At 45.6% G+C, this 25,528-nt stretch carries 26 protein-coding genes, 1 other RNA gene and 1 CRISPR repeat array (1 of these 28 cut by a window edge); of the genes, 6 read left to right on the top strand and 21 right to left on the bottom strand.

The annotated features are described in order from the left end of the window. Nucleotides 1–6 precede the first annotated feature (6 nt). From P5683_RS04565 to P5683_RS04640, 16 genes are all read right to left on the bottom strand, one after another. Nucleotides 7–282: a hypothetical protein gene (locus tag P5683_RS04565; RefSeq protein WP_228116406.1), complete on the bottom strand. Its 276-nt coding sequence runs from the start codon at nucleotides 280–282 to the stop codon at nucleotides 7–9. Between the two features lie 80 nt (nucleotides 283–362). Further along, nucleotides 363–560, bottom strand: coding sequence for a DUF2283 domain-containing protein (locus P5683_RS04570; protein ID WP_006623474.1), 198 nt, complete (start codon nucleotides 558–560; stop codon nucleotides 363–365). A gap of 122 nt (nucleotides 561–682) precedes the next feature. Beyond that, nucleotides 683–961, bottom strand: coding sequence for a hypothetical protein (locus P5683_RS04575; RefSeq protein WP_006623473.1), 279 nt, complete (start codon nucleotides 959–961; stop codon nucleotides 683–685). 276 nt (nucleotides 962–1,237) lie between these two features. After that, a complete protein-coding gene (locus P5683_RS04580; RefSeq protein WP_006623471.1) occupies nucleotides 1,238–1,657 on the bottom strand; it encodes a type II toxin-antitoxin system VapC family toxin in 420 nt (139 codons plus the stop codon). Further along, complete coding sequence (locus P5683_RS04585; RefSeq protein ID WP_006670690.1) at nucleotides 1,654–1,893, bottom strand: DUF2281 domain-containing protein; 240 nt, start codon at nucleotides 1,891–1,893, stop codon at nucleotides 1,654–1,656. Before P5683_RS04585 ends, P5683_RS04580 begins: the two co-directional genes overlap by 4 nt. 236 nt (nucleotides 1,894–2,129) lie before the next feature. Continuing rightward, nucleotides 2,130–2,471, bottom strand: coding sequence for a hypothetical protein (locus P5683_RS04590; RefSeq protein WP_315639346.1), 342 nt, complete (start codon nucleotides 2,469–2,471; stop codon nucleotides 2,130–2,132). Between the two features lie 112 nt (nucleotides 2,472–2,583). Next, on the bottom strand, nucleotides 2,584–3,192 hold the full coding sequence (locus P5683_RS04595) for a hypothetical protein (protein WP_315641786.1): 609 nt from the start codon (nucleotides 3,190–3,192) through the stop codon (nucleotides 2,584–2,586). Nucleotides 3,193–3,293: 101 nt separating this feature from the next. Further along, nucleotides 3,294–5,624, bottom strand: coding sequence for a DNA sulfur modification protein DndB (locus tag P5683_RS04600; RefSeq protein WP_315639344.1), 2,331 nt, complete (start codon nucleotides 5,622–5,624; stop codon nucleotides 3,294–3,296). 1 nt (nucleotide 5,625) lies between these two features. After that, nucleotides 5,626–6,309, bottom strand: coding sequence for a hypothetical protein (locus tag P5683_RS04605; protein ID WP_315639343.1), 684 nt, complete (start codon nucleotides 6,307–6,309; stop codon nucleotides 5,626–5,628). A 33-nt stretch (nucleotides 6,310–6,342) separates the two neighbouring features. Then, on the bottom strand, nucleotides 6,343–7,146 hold the full coding sequence (locus tag P5683_RS04610; RefSeq protein ID WP_315639341.1) for a phosphoadenosine phosphosulfate reductase family protein: 804 nt from the start codon (nucleotides 7,144–7,146) through the stop codon (nucleotides 6,343–6,345). 67 nt (nucleotides 7,147–7,213) lie between these two features. Then, a complete protein-coding gene (locus tag P5683_RS04615) occupies nucleotides 7,214–7,822 on the bottom strand; it encodes a Uma2 family endonuclease (protein WP_315641783.1) in 609 nt (202 codons plus the stop codon). Nucleotides 7,823–7,845: 23 nt separating this feature from the next. Beyond that, nucleotides 7,846–11,361 (bottom strand): hypothetical protein, encoded by a 3,516-nt coding sequence (locus tag P5683_RS04620; protein WP_315639339.1) that lies wholly within the window; start codon nucleotides 11,359–11,361, stop codon nucleotides 7,846–7,848. Nucleotides 11,362–11,365: 4 nt separating this feature from the next. Further along, nucleotides 11,366–12,292, bottom strand: coding sequence for a DUF4007 family protein (locus P5683_RS04625; protein ID WP_006623463.1), 927 nt, complete (start codon nucleotides 12,290–12,292; stop codon nucleotides 11,366–11,368). Nucleotides 12,293–12,613: 321 nt separating this feature from the next. Continuing rightward, nucleotides 12,614–12,766: a hypothetical protein gene (locus P5683_RS04630; protein ID WP_006623462.1), complete on the bottom strand. Its 153-nt coding sequence runs from the start codon at nucleotides 12,764–12,766 to the stop codon at nucleotides 12,614–12,616. Next, a complete protein-coding gene (locus P5683_RS04635) occupies nucleotides 12,763–13,017 on the bottom strand; it encodes a hypothetical protein (protein ID WP_006618799.1) in 255 nt (84 codons plus the stop codon). Before P5683_RS04635 ends, P5683_RS04630 begins: the two co-directional genes overlap by 4 nt. A gap of 280 nt (nucleotides 13,018–13,297) precedes the next feature. Beyond that, the gene (locus P5683_RS04640; RefSeq protein ID WP_008054236.1) at nucleotides 13,298–13,570 is read right to left on the bottom strand and encodes a DUF4007 family protein; all 273 of its coding nucleotides are present in this window, start codon (nucleotides 13,568–13,570) and stop codon (nucleotides 13,298–13,300) included. An 85-nt stretch (nucleotides 13,571–13,655) separates the two neighbouring features. Between P5683_RS04640 and P5683_RS04645 the strand changes: the two genes are divergently transcribed. Beyond that, the gene (locus tag P5683_RS04645) at nucleotides 13,656–14,048 is read left to right on the top strand and encodes a Fur family transcriptional regulator (protein WP_111892843.1); all 393 of its coding nucleotides are present in this window, start codon (nucleotides 13,656–13,658) and stop codon (nucleotides 14,046–14,048) included. Between the two features lie 17 nt (nucleotides 14,049–14,065). Here the strand turns inward: P5683_RS04645 and aspS are convergent, their stop codons facing one another. Continuing rightward, a complete protein-coding gene (gene aspS, locus P5683_RS04650) occupies nucleotides 14,066–15,859 on the bottom strand; it encodes an aspartate--tRNA ligase (protein ID WP_006623459.1) in 1,794 nt (597 codons plus the stop codon). Nucleotides 15,860–15,946: 87 nt separating this feature from the next. Continuing rightward, a complete protein-coding gene (locus tag P5683_RS04655) occupies nucleotides 15,947–17,065 on the bottom strand; it encodes a hybrid sensor histidine kinase/response regulator (protein ID WP_006623458.1) in 1,119 nt (372 codons plus the stop codon). Between the two features lie 303 nt (nucleotides 17,066–17,368). Here P5683_RS04655 and P5683_RS04660 point away from each other — a divergent pair, with 303 nt between their 5' ends. Further along, a complete protein-coding gene (locus P5683_RS04660; protein ID WP_006670859.1) occupies nucleotides 17,369–18,079 on the top strand; it encodes a response regulator transcription factor in 711 nt (236 codons plus the stop codon). A gap of 350 nt (nucleotides 18,080–18,429) precedes the next feature. Then, nucleotides 18,430–18,873: a response regulator gene (locus P5683_RS04665; protein WP_187758143.1), complete on the top strand. Its 444-nt coding sequence runs from the start codon at nucleotides 18,430–18,432 to the stop codon at nucleotides 18,871–18,873. On the opposite strand, the gene P5683_RS04670 is transcribed toward P5683_RS04665, so the two are convergent. Further along, nucleotides 18,864–20,798, bottom strand: a complete 1,935-nt coding sequence (locus P5683_RS04670) for an adenylate/guanylate cyclase domain-containing protein (RefSeq protein ID WP_315641784.1) — start codon at nucleotides 20,796–20,798, stop codon at nucleotides 18,864–18,866. The two genes, P5683_RS04665 and P5683_RS04670, sit on opposite strands and share 10 nt — an antisense overlap. A gap of 113 nt (nucleotides 20,799–20,911) precedes the next feature. Between P5683_RS04670 and rnpB the strand changes: the two genes are divergently transcribed. Continuing rightward, nucleotides 20,912–21,294, top strand: an RNA gene (rnpB, locus tag P5683_RS04675) — RNase P RNA component class A. 48 nt (nucleotides 21,295–21,342) lie between these two features. Here the strand turns inward: rnpB and P5683_RS04680 are convergent. Next, nucleotides 21,343–21,546: a hypothetical protein gene (locus P5683_RS04680; protein ID WP_006623454.1), complete on the bottom strand. Its 204-nt coding sequence runs from the start codon at nucleotides 21,544–21,546 to the stop codon at nucleotides 21,343–21,345. Between the two features lie 72 nt (nucleotides 21,547–21,618). Between P5683_RS04680 and P5683_RS04685 the strand changes: the two genes are divergently transcribed. Together P5683_RS04685 and P5683_RS04690 are read left to right on the top strand one after the other, a co-directional pair. Then, complete coding sequence (locus tag P5683_RS04685; protein WP_006623453.1) at nucleotides 21,619–22,185, top strand: acireductone dioxygenase; 567 nt, start codon at nucleotides 21,619–21,621, stop codon at nucleotides 22,183–22,185. Nucleotides 22,186–22,247: 62 nt separating this feature from the next. After that, nucleotides 22,248–23,618: a protein kinase domain-containing protein gene (locus P5683_RS04690; protein WP_006623452.1), complete on the top strand. Its 1,371-nt coding sequence runs from the start codon at nucleotides 22,248–22,250 to the stop codon at nucleotides 23,616–23,618. Here P5683_RS04690 and P5683_RS04695 read toward each other — a convergent pair whose 3' ends face one another. Next, nucleotides 23,619–24,365 (bottom strand): WecB/TagA/CpsF family glycosyltransferase, encoded by a 747-nt coding sequence (locus tag P5683_RS04695; RefSeq protein ID WP_108615221.1) that lies wholly within the window; start codon nucleotides 24,363–24,365, stop codon nucleotides 23,619–23,621. Between the two features lie 144 nt (nucleotides 24,366–24,509). Beyond that, nucleotides 24,510–25,528: a CRISPR direct-repeat array (repeat unit 37 nt; unit sequence GTTTCCGTCCCCTGACGGGGAATTGGTAGGGTTGGAC); it runs 42 nt beyond the window's last position.

A 25,528-nucleotide genomic window follows, 5' to 3' on the forward strand; every position in this document is an offset into this window, starting at 1 on the left:
ACCGAATTAGATGGGCTTACCCTGTCGATTATAGCAATTGGGGATTCGGGAAAGCTGCGATCGCATTTCTAGTTGACAGTGTAGCGATCGCCACTTCAGAAATCTGACAACTACTTCCTCCGGCGGAACTAAGGGAACCTTGCTCAAAACCTGTTTAAATTGTTCCCAATTCCCCCGTTTTGCTGGCTCCACGACATAATCTTGAGTCATCCAAGGGGAAACTTGAGCCGAAAAGGCGATCGCCACCCATTGGTCAAGGGAGATATTGTCTCTTTCTGCCAATTTGGTAATTTGGTGGTACAATGTATGGGAAATGGTTAGGTTTAACTAACGCATTTAAAGTGGGAACGTCAAGCTAAAGGTCAATTTTCACAACTCACTTCAGCAGTGGAGTTTTTAGCCATAAATTCTTTGACATCTAAAACCTCGATTGTCACTACCTCTCCACTGGAAGAATAGTGAAGAATTAGGGAGCCTTCATCTTCAGCATAGGCAATGGGTTCCTCTGATAGTTCAATCAGCAAAGCATCCACATCTGGACTATATCGAATCCGTTTCATATCGCGACCTCCTTCCTGGGTAGTGGGTAATGACTAAAATGCGATCGGCATATTCTCTGTAAACGACTCTGAGAACTAAAGTCTCATTTAATCTTTTTTGAGCGATGTATTTTTCTCCTCCCCTAGACTCTACTTTGTCTGGCGCTCGGATTGTGTCTTGAATTATCTCTGGAGAAGTGGTTTTGAATCGCCATGAGAGACATTTGCCAAACCCCGTTTGTCCAACCGCTGACTATCTCTGCTTTTTTCCATAAAGGGAGCGATCGCCACAATTTAAACTGATGGAGTTCAGCATTGATATCAGTATCGATAGACTGGGTTCTATAGTTGGGCTGAATCTCGCTTATTTGTGTCAGTTGTCCCGAAAGTTCATCCGGCACATCAATGGTAATTCTAGGCATATCGAACCTCCAATCAAATCGTTGCTTGGCAGAGAGAGAGGTGGTCGAGATAGAAGGGAAAGGTTTAAAGCATCTGCCATCACCCTGAAATTTAACCCCCTGAATACGCTCTGTAGATCAAGAGAAATATAAGAGGAACTTTCCAGCGAACACTCCCTAAACAAAGTCAGGACTAAGTAGGTAGGCGAAAATATTTCCAGATTCGTTTTGCCTAAAACCCTTTTGCTGCCAGGGTTATGCCGGTTGCTCAACTTCGGGTTAATTCCGCCGACCTACTTAGCTGGGAGGCATAATGAGAGGAATTTCTTGATTTCGGTTTTTGCGGTAAATCGTAAAATCGCTGTCGAGGGTTAACACCATACTTTGAGGATATAACTCAGCCATCCTAACGATACAGGCATCTGCAAGGGACATCGGCACCGACTGGTAGCGCCTCGACAGTTCTTGTATGGAAGCGGCTTCTTCATTCAAGCGAAAAGAGATTTGAATCGTGCCGTTATTTAGTAAATAAATAACTGACTCTTGACCGTTATGTAGGTTTTTTAAAAGAAAACAAGCCTCTGAAATTACCGATTCACAAGTCAATAAAGGCGGTTTAACTTGAGCCACTTCCTGTTTTACCCACTCATGCCAACTATCGCGTTTATTAAGTAACGCAACCAATGGCCCCGTATCGATGATGATTCCCCGTCTCATGACCTGCCGTATCCCTCAAGATAATTTTTGTTTGTTGAGAGATCCGCTGGTCCTTCCACACAGCCAATAAATTGTGCCGCTTTAGTGAGAACTGATTCGGCAGTTTCATCTTCTTGAGAGAGATCTGTATCGGGTGCAATTTGTAAGTGTAACAATTCTACGAAATTAAGCACTTCCTGCTGTTTTTCAGGAGGTAAATTTTCCAATTTTTCCACAATGGTCTGAACAAGGCTCATGGCGGATCTCCATTTTTAGTTTATTGAGTATTATATCAGCTTGAAAGTGATTGTGATCCATCCAGGCATAGAATCGCGATCGCTGGGTGGACATGGTGAACGGCTAAACGCAGGAATTCGACAATTGGAAGAGGGAAATTTTCATCGGCATCAAGACGCACCCTATTTCAATCATCCTCATTTCTTTGAATTGCCGCTTCCATTTCCTCTAGCCTGGGAATAGTTCCAAGCATTGACTAAATCTTGGGCGCTGAGTTGAGGAAAATCTTGTAAAATACGACCATTTGAAGAGGTGGTACTATTTGATCAGAGGAAGGGTAAATCTGCGATCGCCACTTCAGAAATCTGACAACTACTTCCTCCGGCGGAACTAAGGGAACCTTGCTCAAAACCTGTTTAAATTGTTCCCAATTCCCCCGTTTTGCTGGCTCCACGACATAATCTTGAGTCATCCAAGGGGAAACTTGAGCCGAAAAGGCGATCGCCGCCAGTGGGTCAAGGGAGATATTGTCTCGTTCTGCAAATTTTGTAACTTGTTTGTACAAAGAATCGGGAATTTTAACAGTTAAGTCGCTCATTTTATTTCTCTGACTTCTTGCAGAAACTCTTTAAATGATAAAATTAAGAGTTGGGCAGGGTGAATTGGGCGCTGGGAGCAGAAGTATGATTTCAGCTTTAACTTTGAGAAAATCACCCTGGATCAGAAACCTTAGTGATTTCTGGTGGCGACAAGGTTCTGTAGGCTTGCTGAGGATGAGTGGGTTCGTTAGGATATCTTGCCTCTAATAAGCTCTGCTTTAACATCGGATTTACATAGTGGTTCCTGATGCTGTCTGGTTCGCGCTTCAATAAGTCAGCTAATGTTCGCAGTGGTAAGTAATGTTCGGAACATAATTTTAAAATAACCTGCTCAACAATCTCTTTACTGATGCGACTTTTGGCACGGACAGGAGCTGCAATCTCTTCCAAGCGCTGATAATGTTCGGAGCTAGGCTCGTAATGTTCGGAGTTAGGCTCGTAATGTTCGGAGCTAGGCTCGTAATGTTCGGAGCTAGGCTCGTAATGTTCGGAGCTAGGCTCGTAATGTTCGGAGCTAGGCTCGTAATGTTCGAAGCTAGGCTTTGGGTTGGTTGGCACCTTCTTCATCCCCAGTACATTAGAAGGGTCATCAAAAATCCACACTGCCTCGGTGGGTAAATCCTTCTGGAAAAACACCACATTCGCTTTTACCCCTTGAAAATCCGGCGTAAAGGTTTTGCGAGGCAAGCACAACACCGTATGCGCGTTGCAATCCTGCATCACAATTTTAACCCACCTTCCGCCGGTTTAATTGTCGATTTTTTATTTTTTAAACCCTTGGACCCTGAAGGGTTTCAGCCCCACCCCATTTTATTTTGCATTTATTCCACTGTTTCTTCAAGATCCCTACCAGTAGGATTCTCTAATAGACGGTTGGTAATTTTATCCTCTTTCGCAAATTCCCCTAAACTGGCTTTAATATTTTTTTTGCACTTTTCTCCTATTTCTGCTGTTTTTTCGGATTCTCTTTGACTAATCAGCTTCTCTATTTCTTCTTGAGTTTTACCTTCACCCTGGCAGCGAGCTCTCAAAAGCTGAATCTCTTGTTTAAATTCTGTAGAATTCAGGGATGAATTGACTGCCGCATCTATGTATTGGTTCCGCATCTGAATCATGGCATAGACCGAGTCAGGCAAATTTCTTCTATATGCTTCAGCAAGGGAAACATCGGTAGCTGTGTTTAATCCATGTAACAGCGTCTCATAAGCGTGTTGGCAGTGAACCATCTCTAAAATGGCATACCGAAAGAAGCTCCATTGACTCTCATTAAGTTCTTTCACACTTTGAGCTAAAAGGCCGCGCAAACCTAGTTCATTGGGAGCGAAGACTTTTGCTCTGGGTTCATTCACAAAACCTTTTAGAGTACGATGCTCCACCTCTGTTCCCGATGAAAAGTAGGTGTTCATCGCGTTGAGGTACAGATTGGAAACAAATTCAATGACCTGAAGACGCCGATCGTAGGGTGTACCTGTATCTAGCATCAATTCTACCACTGAATGAACCGCCATCAAGTATCCGAGTTGGAAAGCTTGTGTGGAAACTGTATCAAAAATTGACTTGGCTCGATTGATCAACTCTTTTCGCTCGGCTTCATTGCCTTCAGCAGAGAAAAATTTCTCATAATCGATACTAAAGAACCTTGCGGCTGTCCGGCTTTTTATCTCATTCTCATAGCCATTGAGTGTTGAAGCCGTTGTTTTAGCATATTTTAGCTGGTTCTTTACATAATCTCCAATTGATCGCCCTTCTTCTTGAAGTGTTTCTTCCCGTTCTCGAAGCCGCTTAATATGTTCTTCAAAAACACTTCGGACTCCACTCCCTTCAAAAAGCAGACTATAGCACTTGCGCTGAATCGGATCTGCTCTCAAATCTGGATCCATTAACCGAGTGCGTAAGGCTCTCATTTCAGAGTTATGTACGGCAAACGGACGAAACCCATCAAAGAGTGGAAGCATCACAGCATCCGAAACATTCCCCAATAGCTCGACCGCTTGTTCTACTTCATCCGGGGGATGAGATCTACCCGAACGGCGGGAAAGTGTAGACCACTTCTGAAGATCCGTTCCTACCAAAATTGTAGCTGGACGCTCTGAGTTTTGGATTCTTCTGCCATCGGTGATATCTTGTTTGGACTTAAGATCGAAAGCGGAGGGTACACCAAAAGCAACGGCTGCGTGCATTTTGTGTAAAGCTACTGCAGAGGTGTATTCAAGTTGACCCGCTACCACTTCAGTCCTGCGGTGTTGAGCTTCAGAAACTGAATCTCCAAAAGCAAAGGAATAAATATGAGCAATTGAAGCGTCTGACTCCCCACGACCTTTCAATTTGGAAAGGGTTTTACGCATCATCCTAGCTGCCAAGTCTTCATCGTCCAGTAAAAGTTCTCGGGATTGACTGACTGGCTTGGCGTTCTTATTGACAACTAAAAATATTTCTCGGCATACTGCTGGCAAGCTGATTCCTTTCTGCTTGAATTGTTCATTGTTGTTGTGTAAATCGGGAAAGAAAACAATGCAAATCGGTAATTCGATATTTTTGATTTGATTTTCCGTGAGGTGGAGGTGATTATAAAATCCGGCAAAGTTATTTGCAGCCCAGCTATTGTTTATTTGTCTATGTAGGGCTAATACAGCCATGGCTCGATGTTGACCATCAACGATAATGAATGCCGTTTTTTGTCGGTTATATTTGATGACTCCTAGGGGAGTAATGGAGCCGTCAATTTTAGCTTTTTCAAAATCAAATAAGTCACCAAAGCTGATTGACAGTTCACTGACTTGGCGCGGTGCTGGGTAGTAAGACTCGATTCCCGTTTTTTCTGATTTTTTGGGGACTAATACTGCAAGAATTGGAGGGAAAAATCTGGCAAATGCCCCCGATTCTCCTAGTAAATAAGGTATTAAATCGTGAGCAACGCGAGAATCATCTAAATCCCTTTGGAGAAGTTCATCAAACGTTAAGTCTTCTATATTAAAAACTTCCCGCCAAGGAACCATCTGAGAAGCGAGAGAGTTTTCCCAAATCCCTTCTGATCCGGGTTTCATTTTTGTTAACAAAAACTGAGCGCGTACTCGGTTATCGTCTGAACCGATAGTAAACTCGCCGTAGGTTCCGTAAATCGGCTCTTTTTGAACTCCAAAGCTAAATGACATATCAGCGTCTCCCACAAATTGGATCTGCAACAAGTTGAAGTAGCTTCTCTAGAGCGCGTCTAGAAGCTGAATCTGATTCGATATCTTCAGTATCCGGCCCAATATCAGATGGAAGTGCATTAGTAGGATAAATATGCACTACTAAATCTCTTAGCGGTATCTTTCTGATTCGGGCTTCAAGTGCAAATGAATGCGGTAAGTTTAGGGTTTCCATTGTCAATTGAACTGTTGCATCAGGACACAAATTCAAATATTTGCTTACAGGGGAATCCTCATTCCACAATTCATCTAAACACAAGTAATGCTGACGATACACTCTTTGTTTAAGATTTTTTGCTATCCCTATATAAATGGGTCGTGTAAAAAAATATACTGAATTAGATTTTAGGAAATTTACCAATAAATTATCTGCACTATCAATGGCGTTTGCAATGACGGCAGAGGCTAATTGTCTTTTAAAACCATAAACAACGTCTAAAGACGATTTTGCCACTAATCGAACTCCATAACGCATTTGAATTTCTGTCGATATTTCTCCGGGAGGGTCAAGGAAAGATGAAATTATTTGTTCAACTGATTTAGGCTCGATAACTAGCGGCTTGTAGTACCAAGCATACAAACCTGATGTCTCAGGAATACGTGCAATTTCGATTCCCCCTTGAAACTCCAGCCGATCGCTTGGCATTCGTTTACCCCTCCTAGACTATTTGCTTCTGTTTCACAAATGACAGGCCAAACATGGTAAATCCTCATCTTCCTCATCTAAGACTGAAGACAGGACATCAGCTAAAGGTCGATTGGGGACTGATTTTGTTGTTTCCTTGGCCATTGCTTTCTCATGGTTGGCAATAATTTCCTCCTTGCGTTCGAGTAGTTCGAGCAGCGTTTCCCCATCCGTCCAAGTGTAATGCCTGCCGTCACTATGATTCTGCTCGTAGTCAACCGCCTGAGCAAACAGATCCGGATGTTCCTCCGCCAGCTTTACCCATTCATATTTTCGCTGAAAAAAACAGAAAAAGCAACCGGAGCGACTGCGCCAACGATAATAGTCGGGGAGTCCAATGCCGCTCTCTTCTAGCAACCGTAGGATATCAGCTTTTACCAAACCCTTTTCTTTAAACGGATATACTGGGCGAATATTTGGTTTGGTGGAGATGTAACCATCGCGGTTTTCGTCGGCGCGGATGCCAATATAGCTTATGGTTTCGTCGTCCCCGACAAATTCCTCTAGGGGCTTGATTTTCATCATCACCGTACACCAGCGCTTTTGGGGTGAGGGAAGTAACCCGCCATGAATGTCGAGCCAATGGTCAAATCCTCGCTTGGCACTCAGATAGTGAATTTTAATCCCTAAGCGAGCTTTGATGCGATCGAGATACTCGTAAGTTTCGGGCAACTCCTTATGAGTGTCGCAGAAGAAGTATTCCATCTGCGGCACCTGTTTGTGCAGGAGTACGGCGAGGGCCGTGCTGTCCTTGCCACCGGATAAACCGAGGATATGTCGAAGGGGTTTGTTGCTCATATCTCCTGTAATTTTCCCACATTTCGGGCTGCTCACCCTAACTTTAGCAAGTTTTTCGAGGGCTTTTTTACCAAATTTTGCTTAAATCCAGAACAAACCCAGGCAAGATTGGCTCGCCACTAACTGTAGCCGGACTATTGAGGCATTCTACCGCATTTCCGGGACGATATATGTAAACTCGACGCTGTTTGCAGTCTATCAGCCATCCCAGTTGCACCCCATTATCGATGTACTGTTGCATTTTGTCTTGGAGTAGTTTTAAGGGGTCAGATAGCGATCGCAATTCCACCACAAAATCCGGCGCAATCGGTGCAAATTTTTCCTGTTCTTCTGCTGTAAGGGCGTTCCATCGTTCCAACTTCACCCAAGCAGCATCGGGAGAAATTTGCGCTCCATTCGGTAAAGTAAAACCCGTACCCGAATCAAACCCAATTCCCGTCTCGTCTCCTTCAGTCCAGTTATAAAGCTGGCCGAGTAGTCTAAAATTGCGTCCACCCGTTTCGCTGCCAGTGGGGGGCATAATCACTAATTCTCCTGTGGCTGTGCGTTCAAGGCGTAAGTCTCGATTGAGTTGACAAATTTCTAAAAATTGCTCTGGGGTTAACTCGATCGCCGGATGGAGATGCAACACCACGGGATGATTTTCCATAGTCTGAGGAGTTTTCGTCGGATTCATGGTAAACCTCCTGGATTTGGCGATTAATTCACACTGATTTGATCGGCTTCAGGCTTCAGGGTTTGACGCTTTCCCTGCATTTGAGGAATATTCTCGGGGGAGGTTGCTGCCAAAACTCTTTCGGTTAGTTTAGCAACAAAGGCTTGCTGGAGTTGAGGATTATCTCGCAAAATCGGTTTTTGCAATATTTCTTCAACCAACGCCTCGATTTTACCTTGGGATTCGCGATCGCTCCAGACTATGCCGTGGGTTTCCTTGCCGTCGGGACGGGTAACCGTAATCCGCCGCGCCTCAAATCCCTCTCCTTTGGCGGCGACTTCTTTCTGCAAGGCTTCCAGGTTCTTAAACCTTCTGGCGATGTCGCTGAGTTTAATCTCGAATCCGGTGGCATCTTCATCAGTCCAGGACTCGGCAGGTTTATCGGCAACTATCATCACCAGTGCTTCTAACCACTGGCGATCGCTTTTATTCTCATCTGCTGCCGCCTGAGCAAAACTGGTTAGGCGACGTTCCAGAGATTGACCGCTAATATAACTCGCACGCACTCGCAAATCTTCCCGCAGGCGAGTTTCGGGGCTTCTGATGCCAAACGCCTCGTATAAGCGCGTCTGACAGTCGTTGAGCAAGCAATCATAAGCAGTCTGAATCTCTCGCAGGGCTTCTACTAGCTTGGTGCGGAGGGTTTTGGCAATATTGGCATCCTCTCCCTCTTGGCTGGTAATTGCCGGCAAACCACAGGCTTGCGGTAAAGATGTAAACACCAGTTCGTCCGGTTCCTGGTCTCGCTGCAACGCCTGCAACACCCCCACTGCTTGGGCGCTGAGGCGCTTAGTTTGAGTGGTGTAGGGGGGTAATGCTTTGGCGAATTGAAACAAGGGTTTAACGACTGTTAACAGGGTGATATTACGAAGCCCCGGTTTATTGAGGGGTTTGCGTTTCCCCCAAATTGCCTCCAATTCTTTAAAGACTTGCGATCGCACTCCGAGGACTTCAAAGTATTTCACGGAAAAGCGATCGGGATACCTCACCAATATCTCGAAATGTTCCAATCCCAACACGGGGATAAAGGAGCCATCTTTATAAACCCCCACGTCGTCGATAAGGTAAAGCAGCACCGCCGCTAACAATATGGCGATCGCCCCTTGTTTCATGCCGTAGGGAGGCGCTTGCAGGCGCTGATAAAGCAAATCTAAGGTTTGCTGTTGTTCTTTCGCTTCCAGACAAAAGGTTTCAATCGCCTTCCAAACGTTGAAAATCCCCGCATCTTCCGGCGGCGGGTAAAATCCCCACTGGTCATCCTCGCAGCGATGGATTTTGGTTTCCGACAAAAGGGAGTAATAGATACTCACTTCCGGGCTGTATCCTGTCAATTCTAACCGTTGGCGATCGCCGTATTGCAACATTGCCGAAATCAACTCCAGTCTCGCCTTAGCGCCTTGGGAGGTGAGGTCGCGCCGATTGATTAGTTCATTCCACAAAATCGGGGTTTGAGGATAAACCTGATCGCACACCCGCGACAGTTGGGCGTGAAAATGGGTAATGTGGTTGAGGGTTTCTTGTTTTCCCAAAATCCAGCATTGGTTGGGATTTTCCGCGAGGTCAAAAGCCTGACTAAGGCTATCATCAAATAACTCCTCGGCTTGCACTAAACGGTAACGCACTTCTCGCCGCGCCACCCCGTCGCTTTGCAATTCGGGAGCATTATTTTCAATGTGTCGCAATGCAGCCAATTCCCGCGCCTGTATCCGCAAGGTTTCCAATTTGGCGACACCAACCACGATTAAAGGTTTGCCGTCGGTGGTCATTTCTGGCATAACATTGGGCAATTGTTCCCCCACCCAATAAGCGATCGCACCGTCGGCATCTTTCAGGGTACAAGAAAGAGCGGAGAGATGTATAGGATTATCAAGATAGCGCCGTTCAAAATAGCGCAGGGTTCCTGTAACATAACTGTGTCGTTGGGCGACTAGGGGTTCCAAAGGGCGAATTTCCGACAGAAGTTCGACTAGGGTGGTGCGATCGCTTCCCAAATAGTCGGCTACGGCGCTATCTACATTAAAATCAGACCCTTCCCAAATCCGCAACTCATCAACTTGTCGCCGATAGGTAACGATTCCTTTTTGCAGCAGGTTCTCGATCGCTTTTTCCCACTCCTGGGACTCGTCCACACCGTCACACATTGCCAAAGCCACAAGCGATCGTGTAGCTTTCAGCCCCCCGGTGGTGGTGACAATATTTAAGGTTCCGATAGTTTTCAGCACCCGTAAACTGTCAGGATCCAAGGTTTTGGAAACATCGTTAATTAAGCCCTGCACTTCTATCCATCGTTGCAGTTTCGGGCGGGAGGTGATACCCATCCCCACGGCTTCGATAAAATAGTCGTAAACACGGTCGAGTTTCAAGGTCGGCAGTTTCGTATCATCTGCGATCGTCTCTTCTAAATAGCGCCTAAAGGAATAGGGTTCGGCACTGGTGAGGAATGTAAATAAGGAGCGATCGTTTTGGGCGTATTGGGTGCATAATTCAGGTAATACTAACGCCGCCAACGGATGCAGGGGATAGGTTGCACCCAGCACCTCAGTAGTGATGTCTGAGGTAAGTGCGACAGGTAGTGAATCAAACCATTGTCTAGCCCTGTCATTAATCGCGCCTGTATAGGTTTTGGCATTTGAAGCATCGATCGCCTTACCCACCAATCGAAGCATTTGAGGGGAGGAATCTTTAAAGGGGATATCTTCAAACCTGCCTTGAATTTTCGCCCATTCGTTGCGTTGAACAGAACTCAATCTTTCCCCATAGTCTGCAAAGGCTTGATGTAGCAAACCAATTAAATAAATGGGAGAATTGCTATCACGAGGAAGTTCTGCTAATTGTTGCAACAGATATAAATCTTCTGCCCCTTGATTTTGGGCGACAAATTCTAGGTTTTTTCCTAACTCATCAATGATAATTAACAGGGGAGTTGCGGCGGCTTTACTAATTTCTTTAACTAGGGTGACAACATCTTTACTATTGACAGAGTTTTGGTGGTCAATTTCTGCATTTAAATCTACTAAGTCTCGGTATACTTGGGGTCTTTTCTGTGGGTTTTTGTCAGCCCAAAAACTTTCACAGCCACGATATAAAGCCCTAATAATTGTATGGCTTAAAGGTTCCCTTTGTGCGGTGACAATCGCCCTAAAAAAACCTGCTTTGGGGATAGTTTTAGTTAATGATAAATACTCTTTACTGTCGCTACCAAGGGTAGTTTCAATTAGTGCTAAGGCTTCCTGGTGGGCGGAATTTTTTTCGTCGCCACAGGCGGCAATTAAGAATTGAGCAAAGGATGATTTTCCGGTTCCATAGACTCCGGTTAGCGTCCAGGCGCGGTTAGCTTGGGGGTTAGTAAATCCGGTCAAAATTCGCCGCAGTGCATCTAGCGATCGCTCTGTTAGAATATATCCGGCTAAGGCTTCCACATTGTCAAAATCCCGCTCGATATTGATAGACCGAGAATAGCGACGATTGAGGCTAAAATAATCTGATAAAAGTTTAGGCATTGGATTAATCAACTCTCCTTTTATTGTAATACATTCCCAGCAGATGATCCGCTAATTCTTGGGGATTTTGGGTAAAGTAAAACTGAATTAATCCGGCGGCTTCCGATAAACCGATCGCATCCCACCCCCGCGCCACCCGTTCAATGGCATCACAGACGGCACTTTCTGGCAACTTAAATACCATACCGGGGCTACCGATATCATAAAGCAGCCGAGACAGGGCGATCGTGCGTTGTTCACGCCCCACAAATTCAGCGTATTCTAAGCAGGCTGCTACTACAATTTCCGGGGGTAAATTCCGCTTCTGGTTGACTCGGAAGGTGTAATATTTAGAGTCGCCAGCCCTAGTAATTAAACCCAATTCGGCAAAAGGACAATCAATCGAATCCTCACTCACTTGATGATTTCGGCTTTGTTTAACGTACATCCTTAGCAGACAGCTAACATCTTTATTAATTGAAGAATCAGCCAGATTTTTTTTGAGAGTTTTCCCATAGTCGGACACCGCCAAGAACAAATCATTTTGGGAAAATTCCACCCGCCGAAACTGATTAAAAGTGTAATGCCATGCTGCCGCGTCGCAGGGGGGTTTGAGCAAATTCCAGTGTAGCAACCACAGAGAAGCTGGATCTTCCAAAAACGGATCCCAGCCGTCATCTTTTAAAAGATTTTCGCCGAATACTGTAGGGCGATCGCCTTCTAAAATCTTAAAGGCTTGACACCAATAACGAAGCGATCGCACCATATTTTTCCCCACACCGAGACGCACTGGCGCATCTTCCGCCAAAAATACCCCAGGATCTTCCTTAGCTTTATCAAAACCCTTTTTCAGCCAGCCAAACCGAGGGTGAAAGGTCTCGTGACGGGCAAAAACCGGATTCACGCTTTGGGGTGGATCGATGATATGACGATTGAGGCTGGTTTGAATCACGATGGTTTCCGGTGACGTCTGGTAAACAAAACCCTTATTGTTACCCAGTCTGTGCCTGGGCGATCGGCCTGAGCAATAAAATTTTACATTCTTAACTCAGGGACTGGATCAGCTTGTTATAGCGGTTCGGTGGACTCATTATGTACTTTTCAAAGCCCCTCTCCCTTTCTGGGAGAGGGGTTTGGGGTGAGGGCGTATTCCTTATGGACATGAGAAACGCTATATGTCCATCGTCCATAGTACCGCGCTGGAGCAAAAAGTCAACCTACCGGCGGCTATAGAGACCCTGCCATCGTCCTCCTATTCCAGAAGCGGTAGAGTTCACACCAGGGCGATCGCTTCAATCTGTTGGCGGATCAACCGGGTTTTCCCGAGGCGATCGCCCTTGGTGGGGAAAAATTTCTCCTGCCATGGCTTCTCATCCTGACGATTTAGGTACAGAATACAGACATTTGTATCCAGTAAATAAATCACTCGATTTCTTCCCTCACCTGATATTCCCCTGGGTCATATCTGACCAACGGTTCATCGGCTAAACAGCCTGCGGTTTGTTCAAAAAATCCCGGAGGCCAGCCTAATTCGTCTGGGGTTTGAGTGGCGGAAGGTGGAGAAGCGGATTGATAGATAACAGCTATCTCTAACTCTTGATTCGCTAAATCTTGAGGCACTTGTAAAATAACTTTTCCTTCCCCATCCGCCCGGATTTTGAGTTTGATAATTTCCATCGTATATTTTGCCTGTTCAATTGATAGATTTTGAACAAATTATAACCAGATTTTATGTGACCTTTTGCACCAGGGGTACGCTGGAGGTTTGATCACCCGCCAGGTCTTCCCACTACTTAACCCTCAACGTGCGATCGCTTTCACGGAAGATTAAACGTCACTGAAGACAGTTTTTTTCCATTGGTCAATCACAATCAACCGCATATCTCGGAGTGTTTCCCCACAGTGCATATCCCCCTGTTCACAGGTTCAAAAATCTAAGTTTTTTCTCTGCCTTGGACTAAAAATTGAGGGATAACAACGGTGTAAGTCTGATTGGGTCTAAGGAGCGATCGCCTTCTAAAATCTTAAAGGCTTGACACCAATAACGAAGCGATCGCACCATATTTTTCCCCACACCGAGACGCACTGGCGCATCTTCCGCCAAAAAAATACGATCATCTTTTTCGGCTTGATCAAACCCCTTTTTTAGCCAGCCAAACCGAGGGTGAAACGTCTCGTGACGGGCGAAAACCGGATTGGGGGACTGGATACTTGAAGGGCTTTGAATCATAATAGTTGTAGACAGCGGTTGCTATTGTTATCATTAATGATAGCCTATAGATAAGCGCCAAATTGAGCAATGGTAATGGGAAGTAATGAACACTCGTCGGACTCGTAGTCAAGAACGAATTTTGAACAAACTTAAAACCCTGAGGCGATCGCTTTCGGCTCAGGATCTGTATATGGAAATGCGTAAAAATGACCAGGCTATGGGACTAGCCACAATTTACCGTTCCCTCGATGCACTGAAAAAGGAGGGTTTGGTTCATGTGCGGCTATTAGGGACTGGGGAATCTGTTTATGGTCTGGTACAGGAGGATGAACACTATCTGACCTGTGTTGAGTGTGGTTACTCAATTGTGATTGATGAGTGTCCAGTGCATCATTTAGAAACCACCTTACAAGAATCCCACCATTTTAAGATTTACTATCATACCCTGGAATTTTTTGGTTTATGCGATCGCTGTGCTAAGAACAGCAAATCGTGATGGTCTCCACCACCAAATCACTCGGATTTTTTCGGCTTATAGGTAGAAGCCACCTGTAGTTCTTTTAACTGTTTTTGATCAACCCCAGACGGTGCATTGGTCAGCAAACAACGGGCTTGTTGTGTCTTAGGAAATGCAATCACATCTCGGATCGAATCTTCCCCAGCTAATAGCATCACTAAGCGGTCTAAACCGTAAGCAATACCGCCATGGGGGGGTGTTCCATATTCAAAGGCTTCTAATAAAAAGCCAAATTTATTGTAGGCTTCCTCCGTAGATAAACCGATCGCATCAAACACCTTCTCTTGAATTTCCCGCTGATAAATCCTGAGACTACCGCCGCCAATTTCCGTACCATTTAGCACCAAATCGTAAGCCTGAGCCCTCGCCGTTTTCAAATCGTTAATATCATCAGGATGGGGAGAAGTAAAGGGGTGATGGATAGCTTCCAGGCGTTTTTCATCCTGGTTCCACTCAAACATAGGAAAATCCGTCACCCACAGCAGATTAATTTGGTTCGGGTCAATCAATCCCAACCTGTTACCAATCACTAATCGCAGTCTGTCCAAGGTTTTATTAACCGTGGCTACATCCCCCGCACCAAACAGTAATAAATCCCCCGCTTTAGCATTAGTGCGCTGCAGAATTTCCGCTTTTTGGTCATCACTCAGGTTATCTTTAATCGCGCCGATAGTATCGATTTGTCCATCGGCTTTCACCCTAATATAAGCCAATCCTTTCGCCCCGGCTTCGGTGGCTTCTTTAAACAAATCCCCACCGGGTTTAATTTGCACATTAGAAATCAAATCATTTCCCCCAGGAATCGGCAGGATTTTCACAATCCCCCCCGATTTTATGGCGGCGGAAAATACTTTAAAACCGGAATCTTTCAGCAGGTCAGAAACATCAGCCAGTTCTAAGCCAAAGCGGGTATCTGGTCTATCACTCCCATAGCGTTCCATCGCCTCACTATAGGTCATGCGCGGGAATGGGCGGGGTAAATCAATATTTTTGACAGTCTTAAAAATATGACAAACCAGGTTCTCATTTAAGGCGAGAACTTCCTCCTGAGACATGAAACTCATCTCCATGTCTAATTGAGTAAATTCCGGTTGTCGGTCAGCCCGTAGATCTTCATCCCGGAAACAGCGGGCGATCTGATAATAGCGATCGAACCCGGAGACCATCAGCATTTGTTTAAACAATTGGGGAGACTGAGGAAGGGCGAACCACTCCCCGGGGTTAACCCGACTGGGAACCAAATAATCCCGTGCGCCTTCGGGAGTCGATCGCGTCAAAATTGGGGTTTCCACCTCAATAAAATGTTCTTGATCTTCCAGGAAGCGCCGCATAGCCTTAATCACCTCATGGCGCAATTGTAGGTTACGGGTCATGCGTTCCCGTCGCAGGTCCAAATATCTATACTTGAGGCGTAATTCTTCGCGGACCGATTCGGTATCATTACTAGATACCAGGAATGGTAGAGGCTTTCCTAGTCCGTTGAGGATCTCGATTTCATCAGCATATACTTCTATATCCCCCCCAGGTATTTTGGGGTTGATGGACTCTTCGGGACGCTGTGAAACCCGACCAGTGATGCGTAAAACGTATTCATTACGGACAGAAGTAGAAAGGCTGTAGGAATTAGGGGTGCGTTCAGGATCGCTGATAATTTGTACCAGACCACTGCGATCGCGCAGATCCAGAAATACCACCCCCCCATGATCGCGATAGCGATCGACCCAGCCGCAGAGGGTGACTGTTTCTCCAATATTAACACTTCTTAGGTGTCCGCAGTAGTAGGTTCTCATGGTTATCGCGGGTAGGTTCTCAATTGAAAATTTTAGTCTCGCAGTGTACCAGTATACGAGATTATGCTGAAAACTCGCACTAATTTTTTAGGCCAACTTTTTAGGTAATTTGACCGTAAAACAGCTACCCTGACCCTTTTGGGATTTCACATCAATACTGCCATGATGGGCGGCAACAATTCGGGAGACCAAATGCAGTCCTAAGCCACTTCCCGATCGCTTATGGTTTCCTTGACGAAACCGATCAAAAATAATGGCGCGATCGCCATCAGACATTCCCTCTCCGGTATCCTCAACTTGTAAAATTATCTCAGGTGTGCCATGGGTCGGCGTGGCTGCTACCTTTAGAAGGACGGTAATTTTGCCCATATCTGTAAATTTCACCGCATTTCCCAACAAATTCATCACCACCCGCCGCAATTCTAAGGGGTCTCCCACCATTGATATCCCCGCTTCCACCTGGTCTATATCTATGGTTAAGCCTTTTTCCATAGCCAGGGGGGTCAATTCTTCCACTACCTCTTTGACTAATGCACTCAAGTCTAGGCTAGAGAAGGCAATAGTTTTGCGATCGGCTTCATAGCGATATACTTCCAGTAGGGTATTTACCATCTGTAGCAGATTTTGGTTACTGCTAATCATAGTAGCGATCGCCTCTGACATTGTTGGGGTCACTTGTCCTAATGCACCCTGCTGGAATAGTTTTAACATTCTATCCGCCGCCACCAGGGGGGTCCGTAGGTCGTGGGTGAGACGAGAGACAAAATCTTCCCGTTGGCGTGCCATTTGCGCCTGTTCATCGATACTATGTTTAAGTCTGAGTAGCGATCGCACTCTGGCTAGGAGTTCGTCAATTTCTACCGGTTTACGGATAAAATCGTCCGCCCCCGCGTCCAGTCCTTCCACTACACTAGACTGATCATGGGCTGTAATCAATAAAATCGGGATAAATGGCAGATTGGGATTATTGCGGATACGGCGCGTCACTTCATACCCATCAATTCCCGGCATCATCACATCCAATAATACCAGTTGGGGGGGCTTCTCTAATATCGTTTTTAGGGCTGACTCCCCGTCCGGTTGACAATAAACCGTGTATCCCTCGTCAGCTAACATTGCTTCAATCAGAAATAGATTTTCTGGGGAATCATCAACCGCTAAGATATTTGGGCGGGAGTGTGTTGAGGGTACAGCAGAAGAATACATAGTTATTGTATTTTGTCAGAAATTATCCAAAAAGCTAAAGTTTGCCACACTATCGAGTCCGTTTAGACCACCTTAACAGTTAATGGGTCAAATCGGGTTGAGATACTCCCGCCTTGTCTCTGAGATGATGACCCATCTCCTATTAATGATACAATCATTGTTTCGTGGCTGACAATAACTCAGGGTCAGCCTCCTACCAGCACATTATGGCAGATTTTGCCTAGTGCTGTTTTCCGACAAAGCAGTTACAACTCCCCTAAGATTGATTTACTGGTATTGATAAAATTTTCTGGAGGTAAAATCATGAAAAAAATTCGGGTGGTTTTAATTGAAGATCATGATTTAACTCGTGTGGGTTTAAAAACAGCCTTACAACAGAGTGAACAGGTGGAAGTTGTGGGGGAAGCCTCCAACGGTCGCCAGGGTTTACAAGTGTTGAAATTGACTCGACCTGATGTGGCAATTGTTGATATTGGTTTACCTGATATAGATGGCATTGAATTAACTCAACAGTTTAAAGAATATCTGCGGGTAAAAGGGGGACAAAATACTAAGATTTTGATTCTGACTATGCACGATAATAAAGATGCTGTGATGGGTGCTTTTTCGGCGGGGGCAGATTCTTATAGTGTTAAAGATGTGAGTATCGATCGCTTAATGGAAGCTATCCAAGTCACCAGTGAAGGCAATTCCTGGATTGACCCCGTGATTGCTCGCACTGTCTTACAACAGGCTCAAAATCTACCAGGTGAAAATAAGGATGCGGCTACTGTTACTATAAATGCCGTTGAACCAGAGTATAAAGAATTTTTATCTACCTGTCCCCTAACTGAACGGGAATTGGAGGTCTTAGAATTGATTGTCGGCGGACGCAGTAATGCCGAAATAGCTGAAAAGTTATATATCACTGTGGGTACAGTTAAGACTCATGTTCGCAGTATCTTAAATAAGTTATGTGCTGACGATCGCACTCAGGCGGCGGTCAGGGCTTTACGTTCCGGCTGGATTGAATAATTGCCTTAATTCCTATTCCCCACCCCCTCTGGCTTTCTGCGATTGTCTCCTCTCTAATCAAATGGGTTTTACCCTGTTGACACTATCGGTTGATTTATGTTAATCAGCCGCTTTTTAGGTGCGTTGACATCAAATCTTGACATAGGTATTTTTATACTTCCCTAGATAGAGGATAGATGGGGGTATTGTATATTATAAGTTATTGAGTATGGAATGGGTAACTGTAAATCGGCTACCATCAAATTCCGTGCCATCTCGATGATACTAATAACCCAGATATAAGTTAAGAGTTTTCCCCCTGGCTTTGTCTGGGTAAATTGCAGAAAATTTGGTTGGATATTGTCAACAAAATGACTATGAATATTTATGATAGTGTAATCCCCCAAAACCCGGCTAATATCCTGATAGTAGATGACTCCATAGATGGCAGATTATTAGTAGAAATTCTGCTGCAAGATGCTGGCTACAACGTGCAAACAGCCGAGAGTGGTCAGGTGGCATTGCAGATGGTTGAGTCATCACCGCCGGACTTAATTATCTTGGATTTGATGATGCCAAAAATGAGCGGTTATGAGGTGATAAAAATCTTGAGGTGTCAACCAACCATCCCGTTTATTCCGGTCTTGATTATGACGGCTTGTGGCTATTTGGAAGAAAGAGAACAGGCACAGATTGATGTGGATGGTATCATTTACAAACCCATTAATTTGGATTTATTATTGTCTCAAGTGGAGGGGTTGTTAAAGAAGACAAAAAAGCCTAGAAATGAATATTGTCTGGGTTCCTATGGTTGAGGTGGAGATTGCCAGCCTAAAATCCGGTAAACATCAATAAGTTGCTGTTTGCCTTTGAGAGGAATCAATCCCCAAGATTCTACCTCAAATACATCAGGAAGATAGACTAAAGTTTGATAAGCAATGAGGATGCGACAGGGTTCAGACTGTCTATCTTTCTCACAACTTTCCAGGCGAGAGGCAATATTAACGGAATCTCCCAACAAGCAATATTCTAGTCGATCGCGACTGCCTAAACTGCCAGCAACTATGGGTCCGGTAAAAATCCCAACTCTCATTTCAATAACGGGTAGATTTTGGGATTGCCAAAGTTTATTTAACTCCATGAGACGATCGCCCATTTCTAAAGCACAAGCCACCGCCGCATAGGCATCTTGAGCAATTTCTGCCTCCGTAGTGCGGGCGATAGGAACCCCAAAAGCAGCCATAATCCCATCTCCCATAAACTTGTTGATAATACCTCGATGACTATGGACACATTGAGTTAAGGTAGCCAGATACTCATTCAGCCATTCGATTAATTGTTCTGGGGGTATTTGCTCGGAAATTGTGCTAAAATTGCGGATATCAGTAAATAGCATAGTAGCCACCAGTTTCTCCCCGGGTAACTTGCCATTAGTCATCAGGCGATCGCGACTATTCCATAAAGCCTTGGCGATTTCCGGGGAGGCATTTTGTCCGAGTAATCCCATCACCACCTGTTGCTGTCGCTGGGCGCGAAATCCCAGGTAAATAATCACAATCACAGAAGTAAACAGGAGAGTAAGGCTAGGGGTAACCATGGGAACCCAGACACTGTTTAAAAATAGGTAAAATCCCCCCATCCACAAAACCCCTAACATTAGTAGGGGGCAAAATATCCACACCAGGGGATGACGCACCACCACCACCACCATGACACCTACCACCCCCCAAGCTATAGCCCAGACAAATTCTGCCCAAGGTGGCCAAAACACAAACAGAGAACGTTCTCCCGCCACCACATCTAAAAGTTGACTAACCATTTGGGCGTGAATTAACACTCCTGGCATTTTCGGGGAAATTCTGCGGCTGGGACTATAGGGAGTCAGAAATAGATCTTTTCCGCTGGGTGCGATCGTTCCGATTAACACGATTTTATCCTCTACCCAGGAGGAGGGGATGTTACCATAGAGAACCTCGCTCACACTCACCACCCTAGCCAAGGGTTTACGGGAACGGTAATCGAGGAGAATTTGATATCCTTGGTCATCAATGGTCTGATATCCGCCGCTGGTGCGGTCAAGGGGTAAAAATTCCGCCGCCCCCCAACGAATATCATCAGGGTGAAGGGGGCTATTGGTGGGTTCTATTCCCTGTTTTTGCCAGTATCTGAGGGCGAGTCGCATGGAAAATGAGTAGAAGGGTTCGTCTTCAATGGTGGCTAACATTAAATTGCGGCGCACTACTCCATCAGGGTCTAGCAATAAATCATTGAATCCGACCCGACTGGGGGGGACGGTGGGAGGGGCGGGGGTTCCCTGAAAGTCTGCATCTCCTAGGGTTTTGATGGTGATAATTTTGGGGTTGTCAAGCTGTTGGATTAATGATTGATGTCCGGGTTCATAGGGAATGTCGCGATAGATATCTAAACCGATCGCTTGAGGTTGTAGCTGGGAGAGGCGATCTAAAAGTTGGGCGATAACTTCATCAGATAAAGGCCAGCGATTGAAGGCGACTATATCTTCCTCGGTGATACCAACTATCAATAATCGCGGATCTGGCTCTAAATCGTTGCGCAACCGCACCATAATATCAAAGGCTATCAATTCGAGGGTTTGGAGTCCTCCCGCCTGTTTCAGGAGCAAAATTGCCAGGATAACGATCGCATTGGCGATCGCACAGGCGATAATCTCTTTGAGATCTGCGCGTTTGTTTTTGAAAACTTGCAACCACTTCCCACTCACGGTTAATCCCCATTTGGTCTAGCCATTCCCATTATTATTATTACCCACACGGGGAAAGACTGGGGGAAATTTAACCGGGGAATGCCGATATTTGTTATAATTACCCTAGGGCGAGAGTTGGCGCAGGCGGTTGCGGATTCATTAATTTGGATCTGAGGAAAGTCCGGGCTCCCCAAAGACCAGACTTGCTGGGTAACGCCCAGTGCGAGCGATCGTGAGGATAGTGCCACAGAAACATACCGCCAAAGGGGCTAATTTGGCTCACTGGTAAGGGTGCAAAGGTGCGGTAAGAGCGCACCAGCGATATCGTGAGGTATCGGCTCGGTAAACCCCGGTTGGGAGCAAGGTCGCAGGGATGACGGTTGGTCTTTTACCGATCCCGTTTATGGTGTACCGCTAGAGGTGTCTGGTAACAGACATCCCAGATAGATAACTGCTATCTTGATTGCTATTGGCAGTTGAGACAACAGAACCCGGCTTATGTCTGGCTCTTGCCTTTTTAACAACCCACAAAGAAAGGGGATTTCTCGGCGACGGGGAATTGTTAATCATCGGGAAATTGCCAACAGGATATTCTCTCGATATTTGTGCTTCCACAACTGGCGCAGTTTTCGTCCCAGGCTGAACTTACCCATTCGGCTTCACAGTCTCGACAGTGACAGAAAACGTTATTAATATCGGCTTGGCGAATTTGCGATCGCCAAATTTCTAATAACTCCTGATGGTTGCTTGATGTATCTTCGGACATAAGTGATGATTTCTGGGTTGGGCTATTATGTCAATATGCTATAATCAGGGGCGCTGATTATCAAGGACAACCATGGCAATTTTACACCTGGAAAATGGGGCTACCTATACTGACCTAGAAGATATTAGGCGAGAACTTTCCGCTTTGAATGTTAACCTAAATAGATGGCCTGTGGGAGAAGATCCAGAAATTCGCCGCCTATTGGGTGAGGCGAGTTTGGATGACAACCAAAAACAACAGGTGCTACAATCTCTGGATGGGTATTTTAAGGAACTTCAGGAAACGGCTGGTTATCAGTCCAGGGATTTAATCGTTTTACATCCTGATATCCCTAACTTAGACGGCTTACTGGCTAAGTTTGAGCAGTGCCACACCCACGCTGATGATGAAGTGCGCTATATTATTGAAGGGGAAGGTGTCTTTGGTTTTGTGGGTGTTGATGGTGGTCAAATGGAGTTAGTCATTGAAGCAGAAGAATATATTAATGTTCCAGCAGGGACGGAACACTGGTTTCACTTGACGGATACTAAGAGAATTAAGGCGGTGCGCTATTTTAGTAATACGGAGGGATGGACCCCGGAATATACTAACACTAAAATTCGGATTTCCCGGGATTCGGCGGCGGCGGTTTTGGGTTGATGGCGCGATCGCACTGGGATTAGGTAAGATAAGGTTAGGGGGTTGTCTAGGAGGGAGGGTCAATGAGTCAATGTCTCAATCCTGACTGTTTGGCTAATAACCCACCTGATAGCAGGTTTTGTCAGCGATGTGGTGCTAAACTGTTATTAAAAGAACGCTATAGGGCGATCGCCATTATCGGTCAAGGTGGCTTTGGTCGCACTTTTAAAGCCGTTGATGAGGACAAACCCTCCAAGCCTCTTTGTGTGATTAAACAGTTTTTTCCCCAAGGGGTGGGGACTCAGGGAATTGAGAAAGCTAAACAACTGTTTGAACTGGAAGCGGTGCGTTTAGATGAGTTAGGACATCATCCCCAAATCCCGGCACTTTATGCCTATTTTACCCAGGATAATCGCCAATATTTAGTGCAGGAATATATCCCGGGTAAAACGCTGCTAAAGGAGTTGGAAACCCAGGGAAAATTCAGCCAGCAACAGGTGATTAATCTGCTGGGGAGTTTATTACCGCTGTTGGATTTTATCCATAATAAGCAGGTAATTCACCGGGATATTAAACCGGATAATATCATCAGAAGACACCCGGACCAGCAACTGATTTTAGTGGATTTTGGGGCGGCAAAATTTGCCACAGCGAAGGCTTTAACCAGTCCGGGGACTAGCATAGGTTCCTCGGGATATGCGGCACCGGAACAAACGTTGGGACAGGCTAACTTTAGCAGTGATATCTACAGCTTGGGTGTGACCTGTATTTATTTATTAACCCAAGTACCCCCCTGGCAATTATACAATGTTCATGATGGGGAATGGAATTGGCGCAAATATTTAGGCGATCGCCTAAATTCTCCCCTCGCAGATATACTAGATAAAATGGTGATGACCAGCAGCAATAAACGGGCTTCAAGTGCGTCGGAAGTCCGAGACGACCTGAAAGCATTGTTATCACCATCTACCGACTATAGTTTCCTAGAAAAGCTGCTGAAAAGTGGCAGATGGAAGGATGCCGACCGAGAAACCACCACCTTAATTTTAGCAGTAGCCCATAGGGAAAGTCAAGGTTATTTGGATATAGAGAGTTTGGGGAAGTTACCCTGTGATATATTCCGCACCATTGATCAGCTTTGGTGTCAATATAGTAATGGTCGATTCGGATTTAGTGTCCAGTATCGAATTTGGCAAGAAATCGGGGGTTCTACCAGTGCGGATATAGAGACTTATAAGCTGTTTGGGGAAAAGGTGGGATGGCGGCGACCGAATGACTGGTTATGGTACAATAACTTAGTGTTTGAAATAGACAAAGCACCCCCCGGTCATCTCCCGTCGGGGAGGGTGGGGGATATTGCGATCGCCAGTAGATTAATGGGGAAATTAGGAGGGTTTGGATTGACGAGAGTTCTGGCAATTATGGCAAAATTAGAGGAGTGTGGCATCCGCTAATCAAGACCTAATCCAAGCCTTCCAAGCAAAATAGGGTAAAGCCAACATTCTCCGCCACCGCCAAGGTTCCTGATACAAACGATAAAGCCATTCTAAATGATGTTCACAAAACCAAGCGGGGGCGCGTTGTTTTTCTCCCCCCCAAATATCAAAACTGCCACCAACTCCAATCCACACAGCATCAGGACATAAATGGCGATTTTTAGCAATCCAAAACTCTTGACGGGGAACCCCTAAACCCACTAGAATTAATTGAGGTTGTAATTCCTGGAGACTGGCAAGCATTTCCTGTTCTTCGGAGTCGGACAGATAGCCGTGATAAGAGGCGATCGCCAAACCTTTAATCCGGTGCTGAAAATGCTCTGCGGCTTTTTGAGCAATGCCAGGTTTTCCACCATAAAAAAACACCAATCCAGAGGGTATTAGCTGGTTAAACTGATGGAGGAGGGTTTCGGCTAATTCAATTCCCGGACAACGCTGGATAGGGTGTCCTTTGAATTTTAAATAAAGCACGACCCCCGCACCGTCAGGAATTACTAGGTCGGCGTTTCGGATTAATTCGGCTAGGGGTTGATTAGATTCGGCGGCGATCGCCATTTCAGCATTGAGGGTGATGACATTAGTTCCCAAACCCTGACTCAGCCGCGATGACAGCCACTGGCTATAATTATCAGCCAGATGTACTGGTAATCCCAAAACGGGGAAAGTTGGTAGGTGTGTTTCTGGTGTCAATGAACTTGGTGCCATGGATTGAGTTAATTCCCTCACAGAAAATTATACTGGCGATCGCTCTCCAAATTAACTAATTTCTGCGGTTTCGCTTTCCTCGTCTGGGAAATGCGATCGTCCGGTTGGCTCAATGGTCTGGTTGGCTCAAAAATAGCGGAAACGGTTTCCGTCCCCTGACGGGGAATTGGTAGGGTTGGACACAGCTTGACCACCACCACCGCCACTTCCACCGCCGTTTCCGTCCCCTGACGGGGAATTGGTAGGGTTGGACTGCTTAGTTAAAGCAGTGCAAAGAATTTAACTACATTAATAAGAGTTTCCGTCCCCTGACGGGGAATTGGTAGGGTTGGACTTGTCGAGAGATGATGCTATAAGCAGTGCCATGTTCCCACCCGCAGTTTCCGTCCCCTGACGGGGAATTGGTAGGTTTGGACTATCGACATTGCTGTTTGCGTTGTTGTAATCTACATTGTTTCCGTCCCCTGACGGGGAATTGGTAGGGTTGGACAACCAAGAACAGCAATGGAATCAATTGGAGGGTAATAAGTGGCGTGTTTCCGTCCCCTGACGGGGAATTGGTAGGGTTGGACTTACAAGGGCACGAATATGTCCATTGTCGGATCTTTCTGTTTCCGTCCCCTGACGGGGAATTGGTAGGGTTGGACCAGTCAAGATCTGATAACCTGGCGGGATATCGATATCACTCGTTTCCGTCCCCTGACGGGGAATTGGTAGGGTTGGACAAAGAAATGAATAACATCTTTGTTATCGTGATTCCTGCAACTGTTTCCGTCCCCTGACGGGGAATTGGTAGGGTTGGACAAAGGACCTGAAATCACCAATTGTTTGAACCTAGTGATTCAAACCATAGAGTTTCCGTCCCCTGACGGGGAATTGGTAGGGTTGGACAAAGAAGAAAAAGAGAAGGAGGAGATTGGTATATATTAGAGTTTCCGTCCCCTGACGGGGAATTGGTAGGGTTGGACAAAAAAAGATGTTAAACTTAAGAAAAAGTGAAATCCTAAGAGTTTCCGTCCCCTGACGGGGAATTGGTAGGGTTGGACTCCTCAAAAGAGGGCTGTTTCCTCTCAAGGGGAGAAAAAATCGTTTCCGTCCCCTGACGGGGAATTGGTAGGGTTGGACTCGTCGAACATCAACAAATAAGACTAGAGTGTGAAGAT

The sequence above is a fragment of the Limnospira sp. PMC 1279.21 genome (assembly GCF_032349615.1).
Lineage (GTDB): Bacteria > Cyanobacteriota > Cyanobacteriia > Cyanobacteriales > Microcoleaceae > Limnospira > Limnospira fusiformis.